This window comes from Serratia plymuthica NBRC 102599, from assembly GCF_001590925.1.
Taxonomy (GTDB): domain Bacteria; phylum Pseudomonadota; class Gammaproteobacteria; order Enterobacterales; family Enterobacteriaceae; genus Serratia; species Serratia plymuthica.
This window is the reverse complement of the sequence record NZ_BCTU01000030.1, coordinates 68,832-93,529: the sequence shown is the minus strand read 5'-3', so window position 1 is coordinate 93,529 and position 24,698 is coordinate 68,832. Positions and strand designations below refer to the sequence as shown.

At 57.8% G+C, this 24,698-nt stretch carries 23 protein-coding genes; 14 read left to right on the top strand and 9 right to left on the bottom strand.

All coding sequences use genetic code 11. The annotated features are described in order from the left end of the window. Positions 1-831 precede the first annotated feature (831 nt). From hemY to hemC, 4 genes are read right to left on the bottom strand one after another with little or no spacing between them, the layout of a single operon-like run. Positions 832-2,025, bottom strand: a complete 1,194-nt coding sequence (gene hemY / locus SPL01S_RS20285) for a protoheme IX biogenesis protein HemY (RefSeq protein WP_004950900.1) — start codon at positions 2,023-2,025, stop codon at positions 832-834. Positions 2,026-2,028: 3 nt separating this feature from the next. Next, positions 2,029-3,153, bottom strand: a complete 1,125-nt coding sequence (gene hemX, locus SPL01S_RS20280) for a uroporphyrinogen-III C-methyltransferase (RefSeq protein ID WP_020438290.1) — start codon at positions 3,151-3,153, stop codon at positions 2,029-2,031. Positions 3,154-3,176: 23 nt separating this feature from the next. Then, a complete protein-coding gene (gene hemD / locus SPL01S_RS20275) occupies positions 3,177-3,917 on the bottom strand; it encodes a uroporphyrinogen-III synthase (RefSeq protein WP_004950904.1) in 741 nt (246 codons plus the stop codon). Then, entirely contained in the window at positions 3,914-4,855 is a 942-nt protein-coding gene (gene hemC / locus SPL01S_RS20270) for a hydroxymethylbilane synthase (protein WP_063202472.1), read from the bottom strand. The genes hemD and hemC overlap by 4 nt, the downstream gene beginning before the upstream one ends. A 315-nt stretch (positions 4,856-5,170) precedes the next feature. Between hemC and SPL01S_RS20265 the strand changes: the two genes are divergently transcribed. Then, on the top strand, positions 5,171-7,723 hold the full coding sequence (locus tag SPL01S_RS20265) for a class I adenylate cyclase (protein ID WP_063202470.1): 2,553 nt from the start codon (positions 5,171-5,173) through the stop codon (positions 7,721-7,723). Between the two features lie 35 nt (positions 7,724-7,758). Here SPL01S_RS20265 and cyaY read toward each other — a convergent pair whose 3' ends face one another. After that, on the bottom strand, positions 7,759-8,079 hold the full coding sequence (gene cyaY, locus SPL01S_RS20260; protein ID WP_006318320.1) for an iron donor protein CyaY: 321 nt from the start codon (positions 8,077-8,079) through the stop codon (positions 7,759-7,761). Between the two features lie 78 nt (positions 8,080-8,157). Here cyaY and lptM point away from each other — a divergent pair, with 78 nt between their 5' ends. The 6 genes from lptM (at position 8,158) to uvrD (ending at position 13,824) form a co-directional block, all read left to right on the top strand. Continuing rightward, positions 8,158-8,337, top strand: a complete 180-nt coding sequence (gene lptM / locus SPL01S_RS20255; protein ID WP_283936129.1) for an LPS translocon maturation chaperone LptM — start codon at positions 8,158-8,160, stop codon at positions 8,335-8,337. 96 nt (positions 8,338-8,433) lie between these two features. Continuing rightward, positions 8,434-9,258, top strand: a complete 825-nt coding sequence (gene dapF, locus SPL01S_RS20250; RefSeq protein WP_004950915.1) for a diaminopimelate epimerase — start codon at positions 8,434-8,436, stop codon at positions 9,256-9,258. Then, the gene (locus SPL01S_RS20245; RefSeq protein ID WP_004950917.1) at positions 9,255-9,959 is read left to right on the top strand and encodes a DUF484 domain-containing protein; all 705 of its coding nucleotides are present in this window, start codon (positions 9,255-9,257) and stop codon (positions 9,957-9,959) included. Before dapF ends, SPL01S_RS20245 begins: the two co-directional genes overlap by 4 nt. Further along, a complete protein-coding gene (gene xerC / locus SPL01S_RS20240) occupies positions 9,956-10,867 on the top strand; it encodes a tyrosine recombinase XerC (RefSeq protein WP_063202468.1) in 912 nt (303 codons plus the stop codon). Before SPL01S_RS20245 ends, xerC begins: the two co-directional genes overlap by 4 nt. Next, on the top strand, positions 10,867-11,583 hold the full coding sequence (gene yigB, locus SPL01S_RS20235) for a 5-amino-6-(5-phospho-D-ribitylamino)uracil phosphatase YigB (protein WP_020438291.1): 717 nt from the start codon (positions 10,867-10,869) through the stop codon (positions 11,581-11,583). The genes xerC and yigB overlap by 1 nt, the downstream gene beginning before the upstream one ends. A gap of 78 nt (positions 11,584-11,661) precedes the next feature. After that, positions 11,662-13,824: a DNA helicase II gene (gene uvrD, locus SPL01S_RS20230; protein WP_006318315.1), complete on the top strand. Its 2,163-nt coding sequence runs from the start codon at positions 11,662-11,664 to the stop codon at positions 13,822-13,824. A 42-nt stretch (positions 13,825-13,866) separates the two neighbouring features. On the opposite strand, the gene SPL01S_RS20225 is transcribed toward uvrD, so the two are convergent. Further along, positions 13,867-14,340 (bottom strand): WbuC family cupin fold metalloprotein, encoded by a 474-nt coding sequence (locus SPL01S_RS20225; protein WP_006323026.1) that lies wholly within the window; start codon positions 14,338-14,340, stop codon positions 13,867-13,869. 447 nt (positions 14,341-14,787) lie between these two features. Between SPL01S_RS20225 and corA the strand changes: the two genes are divergently transcribed. Further along, a complete protein-coding gene (gene corA / locus SPL01S_RS20220) occupies positions 14,788-15,738 on the top strand; it encodes a magnesium/cobalt transporter CorA (RefSeq protein ID WP_004950926.1) in 951 nt (316 codons plus the stop codon). 109 nt (positions 15,739-15,847) lie between these two features. Continuing rightward, positions 15,848-16,906 carry an AbrB family transcriptional regulator gene (locus tag SPL01S_RS20215; RefSeq protein WP_020438293.1) on the top strand — a complete coding sequence of 353 codons (1,059 nt, stop codon included), beginning with the start codon at positions 15,848-15,850 and terminating at the stop codon, positions 16,904-16,906. On the opposite strand, the gene rarD is transcribed toward SPL01S_RS20215, so the two are convergent. Beyond that, positions 16,898-17,785 (bottom strand): EamA family transporter RarD, encoded by an 888-nt coding sequence (rarD, locus tag SPL01S_RS20210; protein ID WP_063202465.1) that lies wholly within the window; start codon positions 17,783-17,785, stop codon positions 16,898-16,900. The two genes, SPL01S_RS20215 and rarD, sit on opposite strands and share 9 nt — an antisense overlap. A gap of 64 nt (positions 17,786-17,849) precedes the next feature. After that, the gene (locus SPL01S_RS20205) at positions 17,850-18,320 is read right to left on the bottom strand and encodes a thioesterase family protein (RefSeq protein WP_004950929.1); all 471 of its coding nucleotides are present in this window, start codon (positions 18,318-18,320) and stop codon (positions 17,850-17,852) included. Between the two features lie 204 nt (positions 18,321-18,524). Between SPL01S_RS20205 and pldA the strand changes: the two genes are divergently transcribed. The 3 genes from pldA to rhtC are packed head-to-tail and all read left to right on the top strand — an operon-like array spanning position 18,525 to position 21,923. After that, positions 18,525-19,403: a phospholipase A gene (gene pldA, locus SPL01S_RS20200; protein ID WP_004950930.1), complete on the top strand. Its 879-nt coding sequence runs from the start codon at positions 18,525-18,527 to the stop codon at positions 19,401-19,403. Positions 19,404-19,451: 48 nt separating this feature from the next. Then, a complete protein-coding gene (gene recQ, locus SPL01S_RS20195) occupies positions 19,452-21,284 on the top strand; it encodes an ATP-dependent DNA helicase RecQ (RefSeq protein WP_037433859.1) in 1,833 nt (610 codons plus the stop codon). A 12-nt stretch (positions 21,285-21,296) separates the two neighbouring features. Continuing rightward, on the top strand, positions 21,297-21,923 hold the full coding sequence (rhtC, locus tag SPL01S_RS20190) for a threonine export protein RhtC (RefSeq protein ID WP_004950932.1): 627 nt from the start codon (positions 21,297-21,299) through the stop codon (positions 21,921-21,923). A gap of 50 nt (positions 21,924-21,973) precedes the next feature. Here the strand turns inward: rhtC and rhtB are convergent, their stop codons facing one another. Further along, positions 21,974-22,594 carry a homoserine/homoserine lactone efflux protein gene (gene rhtB / locus SPL01S_RS20185; protein WP_063202463.1) on the bottom strand — a complete coding sequence of 207 codons (621 nt, stop codon included), beginning with the start codon at positions 22,592-22,594 and terminating at the stop codon, positions 21,974-21,976. Between the two features lie 136 nt (positions 22,595-22,730). On the opposite strand from rhtB, the gene pldB reads away from it, so the two are divergent. Continuing rightward, complete coding sequence (pldB, locus tag SPL01S_RS20180; RefSeq protein ID WP_062869218.1) at positions 22,731-23,768, top strand: lysophospholipase L2; 1,038 nt, start codon at positions 22,731-22,733, stop codon at positions 23,766-23,768. 11 nt (positions 23,769-23,779) lie between these two features. Next, positions 23,780-24,577 carry a sugar/pyridoxal phosphate phosphatase YigL gene (yigL, locus tag SPL01S_RS20175; protein WP_063202460.1) on the top strand — a complete coding sequence of 266 codons (798 nt, stop codon included), beginning with the start codon at positions 23,780-23,782 and terminating at the stop codon, positions 24,575-24,577. The last annotated feature ends 121 nt before the right edge of the window (positions 24,578-24,698 follow it).

Here is a 24,698-nt window from a genome sequence, read left to right as displayed (position 1 = left end):
GTCCTTGTCCTTGTCCTTGTCCTTGTCCTTGTCCTTGTCCTTGTCCTTGTCCTTGTCCTTGTCCTTGTCCTTGTCCTTGTCCTTGTCCTTCCTGTCCTTGTCCTTCCTGTCCTTGTCCTTCCTGTCTGCGGGTTTTGGCTCATCGTTGGGTTTCAGCGACATGGGTATCATGCATTGTCGTCAGGTTGAGACATATAACATGATGATTTTGTTTGATAAAAATTACTTTGGCTTAAGTCGTCGTTCTAAGGCGACATAGTTTACTGCGAGAGGCCAAGAGAATGGCGCAGGAGTGCGAACCGCGTTATCGGTGTGAAAATAATTAAATGTTTTGTAATTCAATAGAATAGTTGTTTTTATGCAAAGTCCGGCGAGCATCTGCCAGAAGTTGGCACGCCTTGTGCAATATCTATTCCGTAGATGCTCATTCCACCTCTTATGTTCGCCTTAGGCTTCATAAACCCTGGGAATGATGCAGAGCCGATTTAGGGTGCCTATTGTCCACCAGAACGATGACAGCGTTGCTTGTAACTGCTGACATCACACTCCGGGCATAACGTTGAGTGAGGCACCGCCCCTGTTGTCCTAGACCTGATTGCTTTTTATACACTTGCCACTGCGGCAAGTGTTTTTTTTTGCCTAATACCCATCATATTTGAAGCCACAGCCGCGTTGACTGCGCGCTCTCACCCCAGTCACTTGGTTGACCAAGTGACTGGGGATTCGTGAGCTTGCCGCCTTGCTGTGACTCCAACTATCTTGGGTATAAGCAACGTTGGATAAAAAAGGCGCGACCAGAGGGCGCGCCTTGAGGACAATACATTGCCGGCGTTACTCGCCGTTATGCTTCAACGTCAGCATCAGCCCTTCACGTCGCATTTGAGCGGCCTCGTCCGAACGGTGCAGCTTATCCAGCACATCTGCCAGCCATGCGTAGTCGTAGGCATCCGGACGCTGTTTCAGCGCTTCCCGGAATGCATCGGCGGCCTGTTGCCATTCACCGTGTTTCATCAACAACTGACCTAGCGTACTGTTCAGCAAGGGTGTAGCGCCATGCTGTTTGACCTGCTGACGCAGCGCTTTTTCCAACTGTTCCGGGTTGCCGGACTTCAGGCGCGGGATCAGCAGCACCAAACGTTCGTCATACTGGCGCTTCAGGCTGTCGAGCACGATTTCCTGCGCCATTTCGTGGTCATTGCATTCGATCAGGTGTTCCACCATCGCGATTTGCAGCGGGACTTCATGGCGGGTTTTACGGCTCTGATCTTTCCACCAGCGCTTCAGGCCATCGCTGCCCTCGTCCGCCATCGCCTGATTCATCAAGCCGATGTAAGCCTGCTGTTGCAGCGCTTGCAGCTCAGCTTCGGTGTGCAAATTGATTTTGCCCATCGACGGCAGAATTTCCAGCAATGAGGCAAAAGCGCCGGTGCGCAGATAAGCCTGCTCTGCCAGACGCAAGACCTCCGGATGACGCGGTGCCTGGTTCAGCAGACGATCGACGCCGTGACGTGCCGCATGGTTTTCCCCCTGCGCCAGTTGAATGCGTACGCGCGTGATATCCACCGGTAACTGATCGGTATCGGCGGCCTCGGCGGCGCGCTCCAGATACTGATTGGTGCGGAAATCATCACCGCGTTGCTGTGCGGCTTCGGCAGCCAGCAGATAGTTCACTACCGGCTGTTCGGCATGGTCGGCATTGCGCGTCAGCAGTTTTTCAACCTGCTTGTAATCCCCTTCAGCCAGTTTGATCAGCGCGGCTTTGGTTTGTTTACGTGCCCGGCTGCGTTTGCGGCCAAGGAACCAGCCGCGGGTACGGGCGCCGGTACGGAAGATGCGGCGCAGGATCCATTCGATCGCCAGCAGCACGACAAAGAGCAAGACTGCCATGATCACCAGGCCGGTGACGCTGGTTTCGACATTGTAGTTATCGGTCTGGATCAGCACATAGCCCTGATGGCCGGCCAGCATCGGCCCGACCACCACGCTTGCGATCAGTACCAGGAACAGAAATAGCACGCGTAACATGGCTTATCCCTCCTGGTGAGCGGCAGGGGACTGGGTCAGCAGATTGCGCACCCGGGTCTGCATCAGTTTTTCCAGCAATGGCTGGCTTTTCAAGTGATCCGGCACGTCCATGGCGATCGACTGCTGGCTCAGGCTGTCCAACTCTTCCAGAAAAGCTTTGGTGGCGGGGTCGGTGGTGTCGAAGTAGGCGCGTACCCAGGTGGAGATGGTTTCCAGCGACTGTTTGTACGTCTCATTTTGATGGCGCGGGATAGCTTGCGCAGCCACCAGCAGGCGCGAACGGATATTCTCGCGCAGATAGATGTCCTGATTCGGCGCCAGCAGCGGTTCGGCGCTGGCATCGCGGCGGCGGACGGTAATAAAGTCGGCCATAAAGTTGTGCCAGCTTTTGGCCAGGTTCTGCCGCCATTCGCCAATCGAACTGGAAAGCTCGCTGCTGTCCTGATCCATTGGCGCTTCGTCGCTGTTGTTATCCGCCAGACGCAGGTTGTCGACCTGGTTAGACAGCTGATTGGTCTTGAGAATGATGCCGTCGAAATCGACCTGGGTCAGGGTGGACAGCGTGCTGATATCTTCGGTGATGGCGCGACGAACCTCGAGCAGGCTGGGGTCATTCATGTCCGCCAGGCTGGCATCGGCACTTTTCAACAGCGTCGCCGCACTGGTCACGTCCTGATCGCTCCACAGCTTGCGCCCGGCCATTTTCACCAGGAAATCGGCCTGCGCCAGTAGCCAGGTTTTGGCATCGCTGCCGGAGATGGTCGCGACCTTTTCCTGCAGCTCGTTAAGTTGCCGTGCCAGAGTGGCTTGCTCGCGGTCGGCGGCGTCCAGCGTTTTGCCCTGTTGTTGCAACAGACCTTCCAGCGCGCTTCTTTCCTGCTGCTGGCTCTGTTTCAGCCCGTCAAGCTGTTGCTGCAGTGCTTGGTTGGCGGCGATGAGCCGTTGTGCCTGCTGATGTGTGTGGTAATAGCCGCCCGCGCCCAGTGCGATAACCAGCACGATAGCGATCGCGCCGAGCACAGGACCGCTATTTTTCCCTTTGCGGCGGTCAGCGTCTGGCTGCTGGGAGGTCTCAACCGCTGGGGTGGGTTCTTCAACCGGGGCGGATGGGGTATTTTGTTCCGTCATAGTGGTACATCCCATAGTCAGGTTTATTGTAGCGCGCGGATCAGCGCGTCATTATCGGCGTTATCAGCTACCCGAATCATGCTCCAGCCCAATTCCTGGGCGAGGGTAGCCAGGCGTTCACTCACTACGACCAGGCGGCAACGTAATAGCCACGAAGAACGATAGTAGTCAGGAACTAAAGTATAGAGCTGTTGTAACATTTCACCGCTGGTGACGACCAGCGTATCAACACCGGCGCGTTGCCAGTGGGCGCTTTGCTCACTGCCATCATAGTGCACCGGGCTGCGTTGATAACATTCATAATAGCTGACGTTGGCACCACGCTCGCTCAACCGGTCGCCGAGCAACTCGCGCCCGCCGTTGCCGCGCAGGATAAGCGCCTGCTTGCCGTCCAGCTTCTGCAACGCCGGCAGCAGCAACAGCGTTTCGCTGATCTGCTGCTCGCGCGGGTACTCCACCGGCAGGCTGCTGATGCGGTGCATCGCCAGCCCGGTTGCCCGGCCAATGGCATAATAGGTCAGGCGCGCCGGCCATGTCAGCCCGGCACGGCCAATGACCGAATTGGCGTAGTTCACCGAATGCTGCGACACGACAAATACCAGATCGCCATCATTGAGTTGCTGCAACGCCTGCGGCAGTTTGGGCAGATCGCGGCCAGGGGCGAAATCGATCAACGGGGCATGATAGGCAACCCGGCCGAGTGCGCGCAGGCGGCTCACCAGTTGTTCTCCAAAAGGAGAAGGGCGGGTTACCAGAATCGTCATGCCGGGGGATTTCCCTGATAAACGTCATGCAGGATTTCACGTGCGCCACGCGCCAGCAGTTCTTCCGCCAGCTCAACGCCCATTTGTTCGGCCAGGGCCGCCGGGCCGCGACGTTCGCCGCGCACCATCTGGCTGCCGTCCGGTGAGCCGACCAAGGCTCTCAGCCACAGGCTGTCGCCTTCCAGTTCGGCATAGCTGCCGATCGGTACCTGACAGCCGCCTTCCAGCCGCGTATTCATCGCCCGTTCAGCGCGCACGCGGATATCGGTTGCGGCGTGATTGAGCGGTGCGAGCAGCGCACGCGTGGCGTCATCGTCGAGGCGGCATTCGATGCCCACCGCGCCCTGACCGACGGCCGGCAGGCACTCTTCGGGGCTCAATGGGCTGCGGATACGTTGCTCCAGCCCCAGGCGTTTCAACCCGGCGACCGCCAGAATAATGGCGTCGTAATCACCGTTATCCAGCTTGGCCAGGCGGGTACCGACGTTGCCGCGCAAATCGCGCACGATCAAATCCGGCCGGCGTTCGCGCAACTGGCTCTGACGGCGCAGGCTTGAGGTGCCAACCACGCTGCCCTGCGGCAACTGATCGAACGAGGCGAAACGATTGGAAACAAAGGCGTCGCGCGGATCGTCACGCTCGCAAATGGTCACCAGGCCCAGGCCGGTGGGGAAATCTATCGGGACGTCTTTCATCGAATGGACGGCGATATCGGCGCGGCCTTCCAGCAACGCCAACTCAAGTTCTTTAACAAACAGGCCTTTACCGCCGACTTTCGCCAGCGGCGTATCCAGAATAATGTCGCCCTTTGTGACCATTGGCACCAGTTCAACCTGCAGGCCGGGGTGGCTGGCCATCAGGCGCTGTTGCACATAATGTGCTTGCCAGAGTGCTAGCGGGCTTTGTCGGGTGGCAATTCGAATAATTTTGTCTAACATGCTTGTTACCGTTTTTATAATTCGCCGTTCATCCTACCACTGAGTGCGAAAACTGTCAGTGCAAGAAGCCACAGGCGAAGAAAGGACAACGGAATCAACGGGACGTGTGATGTATTTTGGGGCAGTTGACACTGCGGGTAAATCGTTTAGAGAAGCGCTACAATAATAGTGGAGCGTTACCTCCTTTACGGTCAATCAGCAAGGTGTTAAATTGATCACGTTTCCAACAATAAGTTGCCAAATATTCTTCCAACACTAACGGCGCTTATGGAATACGGGTTTTTTCTAAACACCGGGATAATCAGGCGAGACGTCTTGTACCTCTACATCGAGACACTGAAGCAGAGACTGGATGCGATCAACCAATTACGAGTCGATCGCGCCCTAGCGGCCATGAAGCCCGCGTTTCAACGGGTATACAGTCTGCTGCCTACCTTACTGCACCACCATCACCCACTGATGCCGGGCTATCTGAACGGTAACGTTCCCCACGGCGTTTGCCTCTACACGCCTGATGAAACCCAGCAAGATTACCTCAACGATTTAGAAGACAAATGGGGCAGCCCGTTTGATAAGCTGGCCAGCGGTGAGCTGCCGATTACCGGCGTTTACTCCATGGGCAGCACGTCGTCTATCGGCCAAAGCTGCAGCTCGGATCTCGACATCTGGGTGTGCCATCAGTCCTGGCTGGATAACGAAGAGCGTAGCCGTCTGCAGGAAAAATGCAGCCTGCTGGAAAAATGGTCGGCGTCGATGGGCGTAGAAGTCAGCTTCTTCCTGATCGATGAAAACCGCTTCCGCCATAACGAAAGCGGCAGCCTGGGTGGCGAAAACTGCGGATCCACCCAACATATCCTGCTGCTGGACGAGTTTTACCGCACCGCGGTGCGCCTGGCCGGCAAACGTATTTTGTGGAACATGGTGCCGGGCGAAGAAGAAGCGCATTACGATGAGTATGTGCTGTCGCTGTATTCGCAAGGCGCGTTGACGCCGAACGAATGGCTGGATCTCGGCGGCCTGAGCACGCTGTCGGCGGAAGAATATTTTGGCGCCAGCCTGTGGCAGTTGTACAAGAGCATCGATTCGCCTTACAAGGCCGTGCTGAAGACCTTGCTGCTGGAAGCCTATTCCTGGGAATACCCGAATACCCAACTGCTGGCGATGGACATTAAACACCGCCTGCATGAAGGCGAGATCGTCTGCTTCGGGCTCGACTCCTACTGCATGATGCTCGAACGCGTTACGCATTATCTGAACCAAATCAACGACACCACCCGCCTCGATCTCGTCCGCCGCTGTTTCTATCTGAAAGTCTGCGAAAAACTGTCGCGCGCTAACGCCTGCGTCGGCTGGCGCCGCGAAATCCTTAGCCAGTTGGTCAGCGAATGGGGCTGGGACGAAGAGCGCCTGGCTATCCTGGATAACCGCGCCAACTGGAAGATCGAACGGGTGCGTGAAGCGCACAACGAGCTGCTGGATGCGATGATGCAAAGTTACCGCAACCTGATCCGCTTCGCGCGGCGTAACAACCTCAGCGTCAGCGCCAGCCCGCAGGATATCGGTGTGCTCACCCGCAAGCTGTATGCGGCGTTTGAAGCCCTGCCCGGCAAGGTAACGCTGGTGAATCCGCAGATCTCACCGGACCTGTCGGAAAACGACTTAACCTTTATTCATGTGCCGATTGGCCGCGCCAACCGCACCGGTTGGTATCTGTACAATCAGGCGCCGGCGATGGATTCCATCGTCAGCCACCAACCGCTGGAATATAACCGCTACCTGAACAAGCTGGTGGCCTGGGCCTATTTCAACGGCCTGCTGACGCCGCAGACCCGCCTGCACATCAAGAGCGGCAACTTGTGCGACACGGCCAAACTGCAGGAACTGGTAGCCGACGTATCGCATCACTTCCCGCTGCGCCTGGCGGCACCGACACCGAAAGCGTTGTACAGCCCGTGCGAAATTCGCCATCTGGCGATTATCGTCAATCTGGAAAACGATCCAACCGCCGCCTTCCGCAACCAGGTGGTGCATTTCGATTTCCGCAAGCTCGACGTGTTCAGCTTCGGCCAGCAGCAGCAATGCCTGGTGGGCAGTATCGATCTGCTGTACCGCAACTCATGGAACGAAGTGCGTACCCTGCATTTCAGCGGCGAGCAATCGGTGCTGGAAGCGCTGAAGACCATTCTCGGTAAAATGCATCAGGACGCCGCGCCACCGGAATCGGTAGAAGTGTTCTGCTACAGCCAGCACCTGCGCGGTCTTATCCGTACCCGCATACAGCAACTGGTGTCGGAATGCATAGAGCTGCGTTTGTCCAGCACACGCCTGGAACCGGGCCGTTTCAAAGCGGTGCGCGTCGCCGGCCAGACCTGGGGCCTGTTCTTTGAGCGCCTGAGCGTATCGGTGCAAAAGCTGGAGAACGCGGTGGAATTCTACGGCGCCATTTCCAACAACAAATTGCACGGCCTGTCGATCAAAGTGGAAACCGATCAGGTGCACTTGCCGCCGGTAGTGGATGGTTTCGCCAGTGAGGGGATCATTCAGTTCTTCTTCGAAGACACGTCGGACGATAAAGGCTTTAACATCTATATTCTGGATGAGTCTAACCGGGTGGAGGTTTACCACCATTGTGAAGGCAGTAAAGAGGAGTTGGTGCGTGACGTGAGCCGTTTCTATTCTTCTTCACACGATCGCTTCACTTACGGTTCCAGCTTTATCAACTTCAACCTGCCGCAGTTCTACCAGATAGTTCAGCTGGATGGTCGTACCCAGGTGATCCCGTTCCGCAGCAATGTCCTGTCGAGCCTGTGCGTTACCTTGGCCGATGGCGCCGCTCAGCCGCTGAAACAGCAATTCCAGTTGCATTGATTCCGTAGGGCAGGCCCCACGGAATCAGCGGCTTATCAGGCAAAATGCACGTCTTCGCCGGCCTGTGCGCTGGCCGCTTCGCTGAGCAACGGGTAGAATCCGCGATCGCTGCGATCGCAGAACCAGGCGCCGTCCCGGTAGTTAAAGTGATAGCCGCCGGTTTTGGTTGCCAGCCACACCTGATGCAACGGCTCCTGACGGTTGATCACAATTTTGGTGCCATTTTCGAAACTTAACGTCATTACGCCGCCGTTAGTTTCGTAATCGATGTCCGCATCGCCGTCAAAATCGTCCAGTGTCTCTTCAATATTAAGCATCAGTTGGTCAGCCAACTGGTGAAACTCACTGTCGTTCATAATCAATTCCTATTGCTTTTCATGATCCACCTGCGATTATAGAGATCTTGGACGCATGAATTACAGGCATTAATGCAAATGAAAAAACAACTACGCTATGCGCTGATGGCAGTTCTGCTTGCCGGGCTCTCTGGCTGCGGTCTGAAAGGCCCGTTGTATTTCCCTTCGGATGAACCGGGTACTAAGAAACCCGCCTCTCAGGTTCAAACGGGCGATCAGGTACAGAAAAATCAGCAGGAAACCTCTGTCTCTCAGTAAAAACCGTCGATGAGCGACCAGTAACACCTGATTTGCGGTGGCGGGGCGTCACCGCAAACCCAAGACGGATAGCGCGTCCAGATAGCGGAGTATGATATGCAGTTCTCCAAAATGCACGGTCTGGGCAACGACTTTATGGTGGTCGATGCCGTTACACAGAATGTCTATTTTTCACCTGAACTGATCCGCCGATTGGCCGATCGGCACTTGGGCGTTGGCTTTGACCAGATGCTGGTGGTAGAACCGCCTTACGATCCGGAACTTGATTTCCACTATCGCATTTTCAACGCCGACGGCAGTGAAGTGGCGCAGTGCGGTAACGGCGCCCGCTGTTTCGCCCGCTTTGTGCGGCTGAAAGGGTTGACCAACAAACGCGACATCCGCGTCAGCACCCAAACCGGACGCATGGTGCTCAGCGTCACCGACGACGATCTGGTGTGCGTGAATATGGGCGAACCGAATTTTGATCCTCAGGCTGTGCCGTTTCGTGCCACCAAAGAGGAAAGGACATACATCATGCGTGCGGCGGAACATACGGTGCTGTGCGGCGTGGTGTCGATGGGCAATCCGCATTGTGTTTTACAGGTGGATGATGTAAAAACCGCCAAGGTAGAGCTGCTTGGGCCAGTGCTGGAAGGGCACGAGCGTTTCCCGGAACGGGCCAATATCGGTTTTATGCAAATCGTCAGTCGTGAACATATCAAGCTGCGGGTTTATGAGCGCGGCGCCGGTGAAACGCAGGCCTGCGGCAGCGGCGCTTGTGCGGCAGTGGCAGTGGGGATTCAACAAGAATTGCTGTCAGAAGAGGTGCATGTAGAACTGCCGGGCGGCAGCCTGCATATTCGCTGGAAAGGGCCGGGCAATCCGCTGTTTATGACCGGTCCGGCAACCCATGTATATGACGGATTTATTCATCTATGAAGAGTGTTGAGGACCAGGCTGTCACGGGCATTGAGCTTGATGACGACGCCGTAATGCAGTTTTTGCTGCAAAACCCGGATTTCTTTATTCGCAACGCGCGTTTGGTTGAACAGATGCGCGTCCCCCATCCCGTTCGCGGAACCGTGTCGCTGGTCGAGTGGCATCTGGCCCGCCAGCGCAACCATATTGGCCGGCTCGAAGAAGAGATCACCCTATTGATGGAGCAGGCCAGCGCCAATGAAACGCTGTTTGCCAGCTTGCTGCATCTGCAGGCCAATCTGGCTACCGCCAGCAGTCTGCAAGACATGCTCAACCGCCTGCAACGCTGGGCGCGTGGTTTCGGTTTGGCCGGCGCCAACATCCGCCTGTTTTCCGAAAGCTGGAAAATCGGCGCGCCTTCCGACTTCACCCATCTCGCCCTGACGCGTTCGTCGTTTGAACCGCTGCGCATTCAGCGCCTGGGTGACCAACAGCATTACCTCGGTAGCCTGAATGGCCCCGAACTGTTGCTGCTGTTGCCGCAGGCCAAGCTGGTTGGCTCGGTCGCGTTGTCGATGTTGGGCGAAGACGGCGAACTGGGCATGGTGATTTTCAGTAGCCGCGATACGCAACACTATCAGCAGGGCATGGGTACCGTGATGCTCAATCAGCTGGCGCGCATGCTGCCTGAACTGCTGGAACGCTGGATAGAACGAGCATGACCCCGGTAGCGGCCAGCCTGCAACGGCCGGTGGACGCTTTCCTGCGCTATCTGAAGGTTGAGCGTCAGCTCAGCCCGCTCACTCAGCTCAGCTATTCTCGCCAACTGCAGGCGCTGATGGCGCTGGCGCAGGAGATGGGCGTGACCGAATGGCCGGCGCTGGACGCCGCCAAAGTCCGCATGCTGGCGGCACGCAGTAAACGTGCGGGCCTGCAGTCTTCCAGCCTTGCGCTGCGCTTGTCGGCGTTGCGCAGTTTTCTCGACTGGCAGGTTAGCCAGGGCGCGTTGATCGCCAATCCCGCCAAAGGTATCCGAACGCCACGCAGCGGTCGTCATCTGCCGAAAAATATCGATGTCGATGAAATGAATCAGCTGTTGAATATCGATCTTAACGATCCGCTGGCGGTGCGCGATCGCGCCATGCTGGAGGTGATGTACGGCGCCGGGTTGCGTCTGTCGGAGCTGGTGGGGCTGGATTGCCGCCATGTCGATCTGGCCGCCGGTGATATCTGGGTGCTGGGCAAGGGCAGCAAAGAACGCAAACTGCCGATTGGCCGCACCGCCGTTACCTGGCTGGAGCACTGGTTGGCGATGCGTGACCTGTTCGGCCCGGCAGACGACGCGATGTTCCTGTCCAATCAGGGAAAACGCATCTCGACCCGCAACGTGCAAAAGCGTTTTGCCGAGTGGGGCGTCAAGCAGGGCGTCAACAGCCATATTCATCCGCACAAGCTGCGTCACTCGTTTGCGACCCATATGCTGGAGTCGAGCGGCGATCTGCGTGCTGTGCAGGAACTGCTCGGCCACGCCAATCTCACCACCACCCAAATCTATACCCACCTCGACTTTCAACATCTGGCGAACGTGTACGATGCTGCGCATCCGCGCGCCAAACGGGGGAAATCCTGATGCATTTTTATCGTCCGCTGCGCCCGCTGGCGGCGCTGACCTTCGATCTGGACGACACGCTGTACGACAACCGCCCAGTGATCAGGCAGACCGAGCTGCAGTCGGTTGCCTTTCTGCAGAATTATCATCCGGGGTTGAATCACTTTCAGTCGGCGGATTTTCACCGCCTGCGCCAGGAGCTGCGCGAGCAGGATCCGGAGATTTATCATGACGTCACCCAGTGGCGCTGGCGCGCCATTCATCTGGCGCTGAGCCGTCAGGGGTTGCGGGATGCCGAGGCTGCCCTCGGCGCCGACGCGGCAATGCAGAACTTTGCGCTGTGGCGCAGCCGCATCGAGGTGCCGGAGGCGACTCACGCCACGTTGAAAGCGCTGGGGGAGCGTTTCCCACTGGTGGCGATCACCAATGGCAATGCCGATCCGGCGCTGTGCGGGTTGGACGGTTACTTCCAGTTTGTGCTGCGTTCCGGGCCGGATGGTCGCGCCAAACCCTATCAGGACATGTACCGGTTGGCCGCGGAACGGTTAGGGGTCCCCGCCGAACGCATTCTGCACGTTGGCGATGATTTGACCACCGACGTCGCCGGGGCGCTGCGCTCAGGTCTGCAGGCCTGCTGGATCAACGACCGCCAACGTAACCTGATGCAGGTCGCGGACAGCCGCCTGCTGCCACATATTGAGATTTCGCAGTTGGCATCGCTGACAGCATTGTTATAATCCCTGCCAGAACTCTGTATAAATTCCCAGTGGAAAACGCGTCCCAGGCGCGTTTTCCCTTACCAATTAATGGTGCCTATGGACGTTTCCGATCTGCTCGACAGCCTGAATGAAAAACAACGCGAAGCCGTGGCGGCGCCACGCTGCAACCTGTTGGTATTGGCCGGCGCGGGCAGCGGTAAAACCCGGGTGCTGGTGCATCGCATCGCCTGGTTGCTGTCGGTAGAGAACTGTTCGCCGTATTCGATTATGGCGGTGACGTTCACCAACAAAGCGGCGGCGGAAATGCGCCATCGTATCGAACACCTGATTGGCACCAGCCAGGGCGGCATGTGGATAGGTACTTTCCACGGCCTGGCTCACCGGCTGTTGCGTGCTCACCATATGGACGCCAACCTGCCGCAGGATTTCCAAATCCTCGACAGCGACGACCAGTTTCGCCTGCTGAAGCGCATCGTTAAGGCGCTGAATATCGACGAAAAACAATGGCCGCCGCGTCAGGCGATGTGGTACATCAACGGCAAAAAAGACGAGGGCCTGCGCCCGCAGCACGTTGAAACCTATAACAACCCGGTGGAAGCGACCTGGTTGCGTATCTATCAGGCCTATCAGGAAGCTTGCGACCGCGCCGGGCTGGTGGATTTTGCCGAGCTGCTGCTGCGCGCCCATGAGCTGTGGCTGAACAAGCCGCATATCCTCAATCACTACCGTGAGCGCTTCACCAACGTATTGGTGGACGAGTTCCAGGATACCAACAGCATCCAGTACGCCTGGATCCGCCTGCTGTCCGGCAATAACAGCAACGTGATGATCGTCGGCGACGACGACCAGTCGATCTACGGCTGGCGCGGCGCTCAGGTGGAAAACATCCAGCGTTTCCTGAAGGATTTCCCCGGCGCGCAAACCGTGCGCCTGGAACAGAACTACCGTTCGACCAGCAATATTCTGAAGGCCGCCAATACCCTGATCGCCAACAACGGCGGGCGCATGGGTAAAAACCTGTGGACCGAGGGAGCCGAAGGCGAACCCATCTCCATCTATTGCGCGTTCAACGAGCTCGACGAGTCGCGCTTTGTCGTTGGCCGCATCAAAACCTGGCAGGAAAACGGCGGTGCGCTGAATGACTGCGCGATACTCTACCGCAGCAACGCCCAGTCGCGCGTGCTGGAAGAGGCGCTGTTGCAAACCGCCATGCCGTACCGCATTTATGGCGGGCAACGCTTCTTCGAACGTCAGGAAATCAAGGATGCGCTGGCCTATTTGCGGCTGATCGCCAACCGTAACGACGACGCGGCGTTTGAGCGCGTGGTGAATACCCCGACGCGCGGCATTGGCGACCGAACGCTGGACGAAGTGCGCCGCACGGCGCGCGATCGCCAACTGACGCTGTGGCAGGCTACCCGTGCGCTGTTGCAGGACAAAGTGCTGGCCGGGCGTGCGGCGTCCGCGCTGCAACGTTTTACCGAATTGGTGGATTCCCTGGCGCACGAAACCGCAGATATGCCGCTGCATGTGCAGACCGACCGGGTGATCCGCGACTCGGGGCTGTTCATCATGTATGAGCAGGAAAAGGGTGAAAAAGGTCAGGCGCGTATCGAAAACCTTGAGGAGCTGGTGACGGCAACGCGGCAGTACAGCTATCAGGATGAAGATCAGGATCTGATGCCGCTGCAGGCGTTTTTGTCACATGCCGCGCTGGAAGCGGGCGAGGGGCAGGCCGATGCCTATCAGGATGCGGTGCAACTGATGACCCTGCACTCCGCCAAGGGGCTGGAGTTTCCGCTGGTGTTTATCGTCGGTATGGAAGAGGGGATGTTCCCGAGCCAGATGTCGCTGGACGAAGGCGGCCGACTGGAAGAAGAGCGCCGGCTGGCCTACGTTGGCCTGACGCGCGCCATGCAGAAATTGACGCTGACCTATGCCGAAACGCGCCGTTTGTACGGCAAAGAGGTTTATCACCGGCCTTCGCGTTTTATCGGCGAACTGCCGGAAGACTGTGTGGAAGAAGTGCGGCTGCGCGCCAGCGTATCGCGGCCGGTGAATCATCGCCGGATGGGCACGCCGATCAGCGAAAACGACACCGGCTACAAGCTTGGCCAGCGGGTGCGCCATCCCAAGTTTGGCGAGGGTACCATCGTCAATCTGGAAGGCAGCGGCGAACACAGCCGGTTGCAAATTGCGTTTCCGGGCGAAGGCATCAAGTGGCTGGTGGCGGCTTACGCCCGGCTGGAGACGGTATAAGGCAGGCGAGTTGCAGGGGAAATCCCCCTGCAATCAGCCAAATCAGTGAGCGTAACTGTCGCCGATTTGTGCGGTCGCATACCAACGCATCACCGCTTCGGTGCCCTCACCGCCTTCCGCCGGCGCCCATGACATGCAGTCTTCTTCCGCCAGCGGCTGATACGGCCCTTGTTTCACTTCAAACACCACGCCGCCTGCATCGACCGACAGCACCGCATGCCAGGTAAACGCCGGCATCTCCAGCACTTTGGTTTCTTCGCCGAGCAGCGTGCGCTGGGTGACGACGCCGTCATCGTTGAACTGCAGCACGACAAAACGGCCGCGCAGCGGCGTCAGCAGCTCCCAGGTTTGCGGATGGCGGTGCGGACGGATATAGGTGCCCGGCTCCATGGCAATCGCCAAGCGCTGTACCGGATCGCTTAACTCTTCGTGTAATGTACGGTGCGCGCGCAGGCGCGCCACTTTGGCAGCCTGTTCGCTCATCGCGGTCAGGTCGTGGGCGGTAATCTGTTTCATCGGCTAAATCCGCAGGTTTATAGTGGCCTAATCTTAGCAACTTTCCCGGATGCGGTGAGAGATCGCCGCAGACTTTTTCTGCACGCTTTACTTCGGGTTAAGCGCGCTTTTGGTCATTTGTCATGGTGATGAGTTGTTGCGCAATTATCCTGTCTAACGTGTTGACAGGCTTTTTCTTCTCGGCGTAACATGCGCGCACGATTATCAATGAGGACATACGCCTTGGACACACCCAGTAGATACTGGCTCACTGACCTGGACAACAACAGGTACAACTTCTAAGGCTATCCCATTGAGCTGATGGCCTTCGTGGTTGTCGGCGACCCCGCAAAGCGTCGCTACGAGTCAGATCCTTCATGGTCTGAAACAAGCTGGTGATGCAACACCCCTCTGTTTCTGTGCTTCCACGCGTTGTCTGCACCTGTCACCGATAGGGAGTTTTGGCACATGCTAAGCGCGTTTAAATTAGATAACAGTCGCCTTTCCCGTCTGGAGTTGGATGACTCGGATGATCTCACCTCGTCACTGTGGGTTGATCTGGTTGAGCCGGAAGAGGGCGAGCGTGAGCGCGTGCAAAACGAGCTGGGCCAAAGCCTGGCGACACGCCCGGAGCTGGACGACATCGAAGCCTCCGCGCGTTTCTTCGAAGACGAAGATGGCCTGCATATTCACTCCTTCTTCTATTTTGAAGATGCGGAAGATCACGCCGGCAACTCGACCGTGGCCTTCACCATTCGCGATGGCCGGTTGTATACCCTGCGTGAGCGCGAACTGCCGGCGTTTCGCTTGTACCGCATGCGCGCCCGCAATCTGACGATGGTCGACGGCAATGCCTATGAGCTGTTGCTGGATCTGTTCGAAACCAAGATTGAGCAGTTGGCAGACGAGATCGAAAATATCTATAGCGATCTGGAAAAGCTCAGCCGGGTGATCATGGAAGGCCATCAGGGCGACGAATACGATGAAGCGCTGTCAACCTTGGCGGAGCTGGAAGATATCGGCTGGAAAGTGCGCCTGTGTCTGATGGATACCCAACGCGCGCTTAACTTCCTGGTGCGCAAGGCGCGCCTGCCGACCGGCCAGTTGGAACAGGCGCGTGAAGTGCTGCGCGACATCGAATCCCTGTTGCCGCATAACGAATCGCTGTTCCAGAAGGTGAACTTCCTGATGCAAGCGGCGATGGGCTTTATCAATATCGAGCAGAACCGCATCATCAAGATTTTCTCGGTGGTCTCGGTGGTGTTCCTGCCGCCGACGCTGGTGGCTTCCAGCTACGGGATGAACTTTGAGTTCATGCCGGAACTGAAGTGGTCGTTCGGTTATCCGGGCGCCATTAGCCTGATGATCCTCGCGGGGCTGGCTCCTTACCTGTACTTCAAGCGCAAGAACTGGCTGTAAGCCGGCGGGCGACCCGGTCGCCCGTTATTTCTGCGTTACCTCAACGCTTAGCCTGCTAAATAGGGGTACAATGACGCCTCGTCTCATCTGCCCGTAAGGCGTGAGTTTGATGGAGAAGTTGCCCCGCTGGTCTCAATGGCTGCTCCTGCTGCTGGCTTCGCTGGCGCTGGGGTTTGGCCTGCAAACATTTCATATTCCCGCGGCGCTGTTGCTGGGGCCGATGATCGTCGGCGTAGCGATGGGGCTGTTGGGTGCCACGGTGCGCATTCCCACGCGCCTGTTTATCGTCGCCCAAGCGGTGCTGGGCTGCATGATTGCGCAAAGTCTTTCCCCCGCTATCCTCACGCCGTTACTCGACGACTGGCCACTGGTGCTGCTGGTACTCTTTGCCACGCTGGCGGCCAGCGGCGTTTCCGGCTGGTGTCTGGTACGTTTCAGCGGGCTGCCGGGGCCGACCGGTGCCTGGGGTTCATCGCCCGGCGGCGCTTCGGCGATGGTGGCGATGGCCGGGGATTTCGGTGCAGATGTCCGGTTAGTGGCATTCATGCAGTACCTGCGGGTGCTGTTTGTCGCCACGGCGGCGGCCATGGTGGCGCGGATTGGGCTGGGGGATGAGGCGGGCCACGGCAGCGCCGCGCTGGAATGGTTCCCTCCGCTGGATTGGCGTTTTCTCGCGACGCTGGGTATCGCCGTTGCCGGCGCCTGGCTGGGCCCCCGGCTGCGTATTCCTTCCGGCGCGCTGCTTTTACCGATGATTATCGGCGCCGCGCTGCATTCCAGCGGCGCGATGGCGTTACAGGTGCCGGAATGGTTGCTGGCGCTGGCTTATACCCTGATTGGCTGGAGCGTAGGGCTACGTTTTACCCGGCCGATATTTTTGCTGGCGTTGCGTACCTTGCCGCAGATGGTGGCGTCGATAGCGGCGCTAATGCTGTTTTGCGGGCTGCTGGCGTGGATGCTGACGCGCTTCCTGCCGGTGGATCTGATGACCGCCTATCTGGCGACCAGCCCGGGCGGGCTGGACACCGTGGCGATCATTGCGGCGGGCAGCCGGGTGGATATGTCCTTTGTGATGGCGATGCAGACGCTGCGGTTGTTCACCATTCTGCTGACCGGCCCGGCGATGGCCCGCTTCATTTCCAATCGGGCCTCGCCTGCGTCAACGTAATTTGCGTTGAGTGTAAAGCGCGTCGAGGATAAACAGCAGCAGCGCCGCCCAGATAAAGCCGAAGGTCACCAGTTTATCCTGGCCGATGGTCTCTCCGTAAAAAGTGACGGCCAGCAGGAACATCAGCGTCGGGCCGAGATACTGGAAAAAGCCGAGTGTCGACAGGCGCAGGCGGGTCGCCGCGGCGGTAAAGAACAGCAGCGGTATGGTGGTGACGACGCCGGCGGCGACCAGCAGCAGGTTCAGCGACCACGGGTTGGCGCTCAGATGGCTGGTCGGGCTGTCGGCGAACAGGAACAGGTACGCCGCCGCTACCGGCAATAACCACAGGGTTTCAATCAGCATGCCGGTCTGCGCGTCGATGGCGATCTTCTTGCGCAGCAAGCCGTAGAAGGCAAAGCTGAACGCCAGCCCCAGGCCGATAATCGGCAGCGAGCCGAATTGCCATAGCTGAATCAACACGCCGGCAAACGCCAACACCACCGCCAACCACTGCATGCGGCGGAAACGCTCGCCCAGGAACAGCATCCCCAACAGCACGTTAACCAGCGGATTAATGAAATAGCCCAGGCTGGCCTCCAGCATGTGGTGGTTATTCACCGCCCAGATAAACAACAGCCAGTTGCCGCCGATCAACACTGCGGTCACCGCCAGCAGCAGCAGCCGTTTGCGGTTGCGGCAGGTGGCGCGAACCTGCGGCCAGTTGCGGCCCAGCGTGATCAGCGCCAGCATAAAGAAGAAGGACCAAATGACCCGATGAGTGAGGATCTCATCGGCGGGCACCTGTTGAATCAGTTTGAAATAGGCTGGGGCGATGCCCCAAATAAAATAGGCGGCCAGAGCAAAGAAGATGCCCTGCCGCGTTTGCTGTGCGTCCATGACGATACTCGGATGGGTAAAACGGAGATGCGGTGAGTGTACTTAAGACGCTCACCGCACACAATCACCCGACCAGGTAGGTGGCGGTGGCGCTGGCGATATGCAGGCCATCGTGGTTATGCAGTTCGACGCGGGCGACCGCCACTTTGTTGCCGCTGCGCAAGACGCTGGCAGAGGCGACGAAATGCTCGCCGCGGCCGGGGCGCAGGTAGTCAACGCGCAGATCTATGGTTCCCATGCGCGACAGGCGCGAGGCCACTTCCTCTTCGATAAGCGGGTCCAGACGCATCAGCACGCTGCCGGCGCAGGCCAAGCCGGCGGCAACGTCCAGCACTGAAGCGATCACGCCGCCGTGCAGGATCTTCTGGGCGGCGTTGCCCACCAGTTTGGGCTGATTGGTGAAGCTCAGTTCAACGTAGTCATCTTCAAAACGGCGCAGTTCAAGGCCCAGTTCGCGGTTAAACGGCATGTGGTAAACAAAGATTTCGCCGATTTTCTGGCGTGCAGCATCGAGTGTCAGTGGTGTAGTGGACATAAATACCCGTTCTTTATTCAATAGAGTGAGGAGGTTATTAACTGGTCAGTCCAGGTTAATCGTTTGTTGATTTTATGCCTATATTTTGTTGCTTGCCAGACTAATCCAATAAATGCACACCGCACTGCTGCAAAACCGCCTTTGTGTGTAAAATGGCCTGTTTTTATTTCAGAGTTTGTCATTTTTGTTGGAGTGGGGAACGTTATGCGCATTTTGTCAGGGATCGTTTTGGCCATGTTGGCGGCACCATTGCTGGTGCAGGCGGAAGAGGCCAAAGAGCAGCAAATTCATGATAAACCCGCGGTGCGCGGCAGCATTATCGCCAACATGCTGCAGGATCACGACAACCCGTTTACGCTATACCCGTACGACACCAACTATGTGTTGTACACCGATACCAGCAATATCAATAAAGAAGCCATCAAGACCTACAACTGGGCCGAGAAGGCGCGCAAGGATGAAGTGAAATACCAGCTCAGCCTGGCCTTCCCGCTGTGGCGCGGCATTCTGGGCGACAACTCGGTGCTCGGCGCCTCTTATACTCAGCGTTCCTGGTGGCAGCTTTCCAACCACGGGGAATCGTCGCCGTTTCGCGAAACCAACTACGAGCCGCAGGTATTCCTCGGCTGGGCGACGGATTACCGCTTTGCCGGCTGGACGCTGCGCGACGTTGAAGTGGGCCTCAACCACCAGTCCAATGGGCGTTCGGATCCAACCTCCCGCAGCTGGAACCGCGGTTACGCGCGTTTTATGGCGCAGAACGGCAACTGGCAGGTGGATCTGAAACCCTGGTTCCGCTTCTCGGAAAGCGACAGCAGCGATGACAACCCGGATATCACCAAATACATGGGGTATTACCGTCTGAAAGTCGGTTACGCCTGGGGCGACAGCGTGTTCAGCGTCGACAGCCATTACAACTGGAACAGCGGCTACGGCGGCGCGGAACTGGGTTGGAGCTATCCGATCTCCAAGCACGTGCGTTTCTACACTCAGGTGTTCAGCGGCTACGGCGAATCGCTGATTGATTACAACTTCCGGCAGACACGGGTTGGCGTTGGTGTCATGCTTAACGATATTATGTAATACGGCCGTCATGATGGCGGCGCTATGCAGCAAAAAGTGGGGAAGTGTGTGTCAACCGCAGCAGTGATAAACAAAGAGTTGCTGGCAGAGCAGGTATTGCGCGATACCTTTGGCTACCAGCAATTCCGACCGGGTCAACAAACGATTATCAACGCGGCGATCGGCGGGCTGGATTGTCTGGTGGTCATGCCGACCGGCGGCGGTAAATCGTTGTGCTATCAAATCCCGGCGCTGGTGATGGATGGCCTGACGTTAGTGGTTTCCCCGTTGATCTCGCTGATGAAAGATCAGGTCGATCAACTGCTGGCCTACGGCGTTTCCGCCGCCTGCTATAACTCGACGCAGACGCGCGAGCAGCAGCTGGAGGTCATGGCGGGTTGCCGCAGCGGGCAGATCAAAATGCTGTACATCGCCCCCGAGCGGCTGATGATGGACAGCTTCCTCGATCTGCTCGATCACTGTCCGCCGGCGCTATTGGCGGTGGACGAGGCGCATTGCATTTCGCAGTGGGGCCATGATTTCCGCCCTGAATACCGCGCGTTGGGTCAGTTGAAGCAGCGCTTCCCGACGATGCCGGTGATTGCCCTGACCGCTACCGCCGACGAGTCTACCCGTGGCGACATCGTGCGCCTGTTGGCGCTGCACGATCCGCTGGTGCAGATCAGCAGCTTCGACCGCCCAAACATTCGCTATACGCTGGTGGAGAAGTTCAAACCGCTCGATCAGCTGTGGCGCTTCGTGCAGGACCAACGCGGCAAGAGCGGTATCATTTACTGCAACAGCCGCGCCAAGGTGGAAGACACTACCGCGCGTTTGCAGAGCCGCGGGCTGAGCGTGGGCGCCTATCATGCCGGGTTGGACAACGATCGCCGCGCGCAGGTGCAGGAAGCGTTCCAGCGTGACGATTTGCAGGTGGTGGTAGCCACCGTCGCCTTCGGCATGGGCATCAACAAACCCAACGTGCGTTTCGTGGTGCACTTTGATATCCCGCGCAATATCGAGTCCTACTATCAGGAAACCGGCCGCGCCGGGCGTGATGGCTTGCCGGCCGAAGCGATCTTGTTGTATGACCCGGCCGACATGGCCTGGCTGCGCCGTTGCCTGGAAGAGAAACCGGCCGGGCAGCAGCTGGATATCGAGCGCCACAAGCTGAACGCCATGGGGGCTTTCGCCGAAGCGCAAACCTGCCGTCGTTTGGTGTTGCTCAACTACTTTGGCGAGGGCAAGCAGCAAAATTGCGGTAACTGCGATATCTGCCTCGATCCCCCCAAGCGCTATGACGGTCTGGAAGACGCGCGCAAGGCGCTGTCCTGCGTGTATCGCGTCGGCCAGCGGTTCGGCCTGGGCTATATTGTCGAAGTGCTGCGCGGTTCCAATAACCAGCGCATCCGCGAATACGGGCACGACAAGTTGCCGGTGTACGGCATAGGTCGTGAGCAAACGACCGAACACTGGACCAGCGTGCTGCGTCAACTGATCCACCTGGGGTTTATTACCCAGAACATCGCCATGCACTCGGCGCTGCAATTGACCGAGGCCGCGCGCCCGGTGCTGCGTGGTGAGCTGGAGCTGCAACTGGCGGTGCCGCGCATCCAAAGCCTGAAGTCGCGTGGCAGCGCCAATCAGAAATCCTACGGCGGCAATTACGATCGCAAGCTGTTTGCCAAACTGCGCAAGCTGCGTAAATCGATTGCCGACGAAGAAAATATCCCGCCTTACGTGGTGTTTAACGATGCCACTCTGTTGGAAATGGCGGAGCAAATGCCGATCAAGGCCGGCGACCTGCTTAGCGTTAACGGCGTTGGCCAGCGCAAACTGGAGCGTTTCGGTGCCCCGTTTATGGCGATGATCCGCGATCACCTCGATAATGACGAAGAATAAGGGCAATAAATCATGTTGATGCTGTTTCTGACCGTGGCGCTGGTGCACTTGATCGCGCTGATGAGCCCGGGGCCGGACTTCTTTTTTGTTTCGCAAACCGCCGCCAGCCGTTCGCGCCGCGAGGCGATGATGGGCGTAGTGGGCATTTCACTGGGTATCGTGGTGTGGGCGGGGGTTGCGCTGATGGGTCTGCACCTGATCTTGCAGAAAATGGCCTGGCTGCACCAGATCATCATGGTCGGCGGTGGGATTTACTTATGCTGGATGGGCTGGCAACTGCTGCGTTCCGCACGCTCCCAGAACGCCCAATCGGTGCCGGCGGACGAAGTGAAAGTGGCGTTGCCAAAGGCCGGACGCAGCTTTATCCGCGGTTTTCTGACCAACCTTTCAAACCCGAAAGCGGTTATCTATTTCGGCAGCGTGTTCTCGCTGTTTGTCGGTGACGACGTGGGCGCCGGCGCGCGCTGGGGCTTGTTCCTGCTGATTATCGCCGAGACCTTTGTCTGGTTCAGCCTGGTAGCGGTCGTGTTTGCGTTGCCGGCAATGCGCCGCGGCTATCAGCGTTTGGCTAAATGGATCGACGGGCTGGCGGGCGTGCTGTTCACCGGTTTCGGGTTGCACCTGATCTTTACCCGTTAATCGCAGGAAGATATCGAGAGGGTCGAACAGTGATGTTCGGCCCTTTTGCATTAGGCCTTTCTGGCCGTAGCCAATAATCCGGCCACCAGAATAAACAGCGAACCGAAGATGCGGTTCAGCAACTGCATCTGGCGCGGCGTCTTCAGCCAGCCGGCAATGCGGGTCGCCAGTGTGGCGTAGCCAATCATCACCACAATATCCACCGCCACGGTGGTCACGCCGAGTATCAGATACTGCTTGGTTTGCGGCTGGTTAGGTAAAATAAACTGCGGGAACAGCGCGGCCAGAAACACGATGCTCTTCGGGTTGGTCAGATTCACCAGGACGGCACGGCGGAACAAACGGCGGCGCGGCATGGTACCCGCCAGCGTATGCAGATCCAACGAACCGGCAGCGCGCCACTGCTGAATTCCGAGCCACACCAGATAGGCGGCGCCGAGCCATTTCAGCACTTCAAATGCCATCAACGACTGTGAGATCAACGCGCCCAGGCCAATACCCACCAGCACGATGTACAGGCTCAACCCAACCTGCAGGCCGGCGATCGATGCCGCCGCGCCGCGATACCCGTGGCTGATACCGGTGCTCATGGTGTTGATTGCGCCTGAGCCGGGTGAGAGGCTGAGGATAAGGGTTGTCAGCAGATAGGTTAACCACCAGTCCAAGGTCATCGTAAAGCTCCCTGAAAGTACCAACTTGTGCCAAAATGGGCTCGGTTCTTGTAAGAATTGAATCACAATACGCTAGTATTATTTCTTGTGCCAGAGGCCACATTTTTGCCGCTGGCGGCTCAGGGAAAAGCTCTCAATGACGTCTTTCACTCAAGGCACCGATGACTGGTTAATGCGTGAAACGCAGTTCGCTGCTTTCGCTACCGGCCCGCTGCTGGATTTTTGGCGGCGGCGGGAGGAGGGCGAGTTCAGTGGCGTGGGCGGCGTGCCGATCCGCTTCGTGCGTTTTAGCTCATCGCGCCATCAGCGGGTGGTGGTGATAAGCCCCGGGCGCATCGAAAGTTACGTTAAATATCCAGAAGTTGCCTACGATCTGTTCCATTGCGGTTTTGATGTGATGATTATCGATCATCGCGGGCAAGGCCGTTCTGGCCGCTTGCTGGCTGATACGCACCGCGGTCATGTGGTAAACTTTGCCGATTATATTGACGATTTCGCTCAGTTTTATCAGCAGCAAGTGGTGCCGCACTGTTACCGGCAGCACTTTGCGCTGTCGCATTCGATGGGCGGCGCGATACTGGCTCAATTTCTGGCGCGTCAGCCGCAGGCGTTTGATGCCGCTGCGTTTTGCGCGCCGATGTTCGGCATTCATCTGCCGATGCCGGGCTGGATGGCGGACCGCATCCTTAACTGGGTGGAGAAACACCCGGCGGTACGCGATTACTATGCGATAGGCACCGGCCAGTGGCGGCCGCTGCCCTATGTGGTCAACGTATTGACCCACAGCCGTGAACGCTATCGCCGCTGTTTGCGTTATTACGCCGATTATCCCGAGTTGCAGGTGGGGGGCCCTACCTATCACTGGGTAAGAGAAAGCATTCAGGCCGGGCGGCAGATTGTCGCGCAGGCGGCTAAAATCACCACACCGCTGTTATTATTGCAGGCCGGTGAGGAACGGGTGGTCGACAACCGTTCCCAGCAGGCTTTTTGTCAGGCACTGTCAGACGCGGGGCACCCTTGCGAAGGGGGGAAACCGCGGGTTATCCAAGGCGCACGCCATGAGATCCTGTTCGAGCGGGACGCGATGCGCGCCGAAGCATTGAACGCAATCCTGCGTTTCTTTGCTCAACACTTAGGTGGCGCCCCTGCCGCCGACCACTCCATCAGAGGTTAGAACATATCCTTATGTATCACGTCGTCGCTTCCGATTTAGATGGCACGCTGCTATCACCTGACCATACCCTGTCGCCTTATGCCAAAGAGACGTTGAAGCTGCTGACCCAGCGCGACGTGCACTTTGTGTTTGCCACTGGCCGGCATCACATCGACGTTTCGCAGATCCGCGATAACCTCGATATCAGCGCCTTTATGATCACCTCCAACGGCGCCCGCGTGCATAACACCGCCGGCGAGCTGATTTTCAGCCACAACCTGGCAGAAGACATTGCCCGCGATCTCTACGGCATGCTGCATGACGATGCGGACATCACCACCAATGTCTACCGCAACGACGACTGGTTCATCAACCGGGAAAGCCCGGAGCAGGAAGAGTTCTTCCGGGAATCGATCTTCCAGTATCAGCTGTTTGAGCCGGGCCTGCTGGAAACCGACGGCGTGTGCAAGGTGTACTTCACCTGTGACGACCATGAAAAGCTGCTGCCGCTGGAAGATGCCATCAATGCGCGCTGGGGCGATCGGGTTAACGTCAGTTTCTCGTTTCCGACCTGTCTGGAAGTGATGGCGGGCGGCGTATCCAAAGGTCATGCGCTGGAAGAAGTGGCCAAAATCATCGGCTATTCGCTGAAAGAGTGCGTCGCCTTCGGTGACGGCATGAATGACCTGGAAATGCTGGCGATGGCCGGCAAGGGCTGCATTATGCGCGATGCGCACCAGCGCCTGAAAGACAAGCTGCCGGAGCTGGAAGTGATTGGCTCCAATGCCGACGACGCAGTGCCGCATTACCTGCGCAAGATGTACCTCTGAAATAACAAGGGCGCCTTGCGGCGCCCCTGAGTTTGATGACAAAGTTGTCTTTGAGTCCGAGATACCCGGGCCTAGCGCACCGAGGGGCGCTCCGGCGGGCAAGCCGCTACGACCCCTTCGG

What these genes read in the sequence shown, in the direction of transcription:
- hemY (WP_004950900.1), bottom strand. Translation starts at nt 2,025, where the DNA reads ATGTTACGCGTGCTATTTCTGTTCCTGGTACTGATCGCAAGCGTGGTG.
- hemX (WP_020438290.1), bottom strand. Translation starts at nt 3,153, where the DNA reads ATGACGGAACAAAATACCCCATCCGCCCCGGTTGAAGAACCCACCCCA.
- hemD (WP_004950904.1), bottom strand. Translation starts at nt 3,917, where the DNA reads ATGACGATTCTGGTAACCCGCCCTTCTCCTTTTGGAGAACAACTGGTG.
- hemC (WP_063202472.1), bottom strand. Translation starts at nt 4,855, where the DNA reads ATGTTAGACAAAATTATTCGAATTGCCACCCGACAAAGCCCGCTAGCA.
- cyaY (WP_006318320.1), bottom strand. Translation starts at nt 8,079, where the DNA reads ATGAACGACAGTGAGTTTCACCAGTTGGCTGACCAACTGATGCTTAAT.
- lptM (WP_283936129.1), top strand. Translation starts at nt 8,158, where the DNA reads ATGAAAAAACAACTACGCTATGCGCTGATGGCAGTTCTGCTTGCCGGG.
- dapF (WP_004950915.1), top strand. Translation starts at nt 8,434, where the DNA reads ATGCAGTTCTCCAAAATGCACGGTCTGGGCAACGACTTTATGGTGGTC.
- SPL01S_RS20245 (WP_004950917.1), top strand. Translation starts at nt 9,255, where the DNA reads ATGAAGAGTGTTGAGGACCAGGCTGTCACGGGCATTGAGCTTGATGAC.
- xerC (WP_063202468.1), top strand. Translation starts at nt 9,956, where the DNA reads ATGACCCCGGTAGCGGCCAGCCTGCAACGGCCGGTGGACGCTTTCCTG.
- yigB (WP_020438291.1), top strand. Translation starts at nt 10,867, where the DNA reads ATGCATTTTTATCGTCCGCTGCGCCCGCTGGCGGCGCTGACCTTCGAT.
- uvrD (WP_006318315.1), top strand. Translation starts at nt 11,662, where the DNA reads ATGGACGTTTCCGATCTGCTCGACAGCCTGAATGAAAAACAACGCGAA.
- SPL01S_RS20225 (WP_006323026.1), bottom strand. Translation starts at nt 14,340, where the DNA reads ATGAAACAGATTACCGCCCACGACCTGACCGCGATGAGCGAACAGGCT.
- corA (WP_004950926.1), top strand. Translation starts at nt 14,788, where the DNA reads ATGCTAAGCGCGTTTAAATTAGATAACAGTCGCCTTTCCCGTCTGGAG.
- SPL01S_RS20215 (WP_020438293.1), top strand. Translation starts at nt 15,848, where the DNA reads ATGGAGAAGTTGCCCCGCTGGTCTCAATGGCTGCTCCTGCTGCTGGCT.
- rarD (WP_063202465.1), bottom strand. Translation starts at nt 17,785, where the DNA reads ATGGACGCACAGCAAACGCGGCAGGGCATCTTCTTTGCTCTGGCCGCC.
- SPL01S_RS20205 (WP_004950929.1), bottom strand. Translation starts at nt 18,320, where the DNA reads ATGTCCACTACACCACTGACACTCGATGCTGCACGCCAGAAAATCGGC.
- pldA (WP_004950930.1), top strand. Translation starts at nt 18,525, where the DNA reads ATGCGCATTTTGTCAGGGATCGTTTTGGCCATGTTGGCGGCACCATTG.
- rhtC (WP_004950932.1), top strand. Translation starts at nt 21,297, where the DNA reads ATGTTGATGCTGTTTCTGACCGTGGCGCTGGTGCACTTGATCGCGCTG.
- rhtB (WP_063202463.1), bottom strand. Translation starts at nt 22,594, where the DNA reads ATGACCTTGGACTGGTGGTTAACCTATCTGCTGACAACCCTTATCCTC.
- pldB (WP_062869218.1), top strand. Translation starts at nt 22,731, where the DNA reads ATGACGTCTTTCACTCAAGGCACCGATGACTGGTTAATGCGTGAAACG.
- yigL (WP_063202460.1), top strand. Translation starts at nt 23,780, where the DNA reads ATGTATCACGTCGTCGCTTCCGATTTAGATGGCACGCTGCTATCACCT.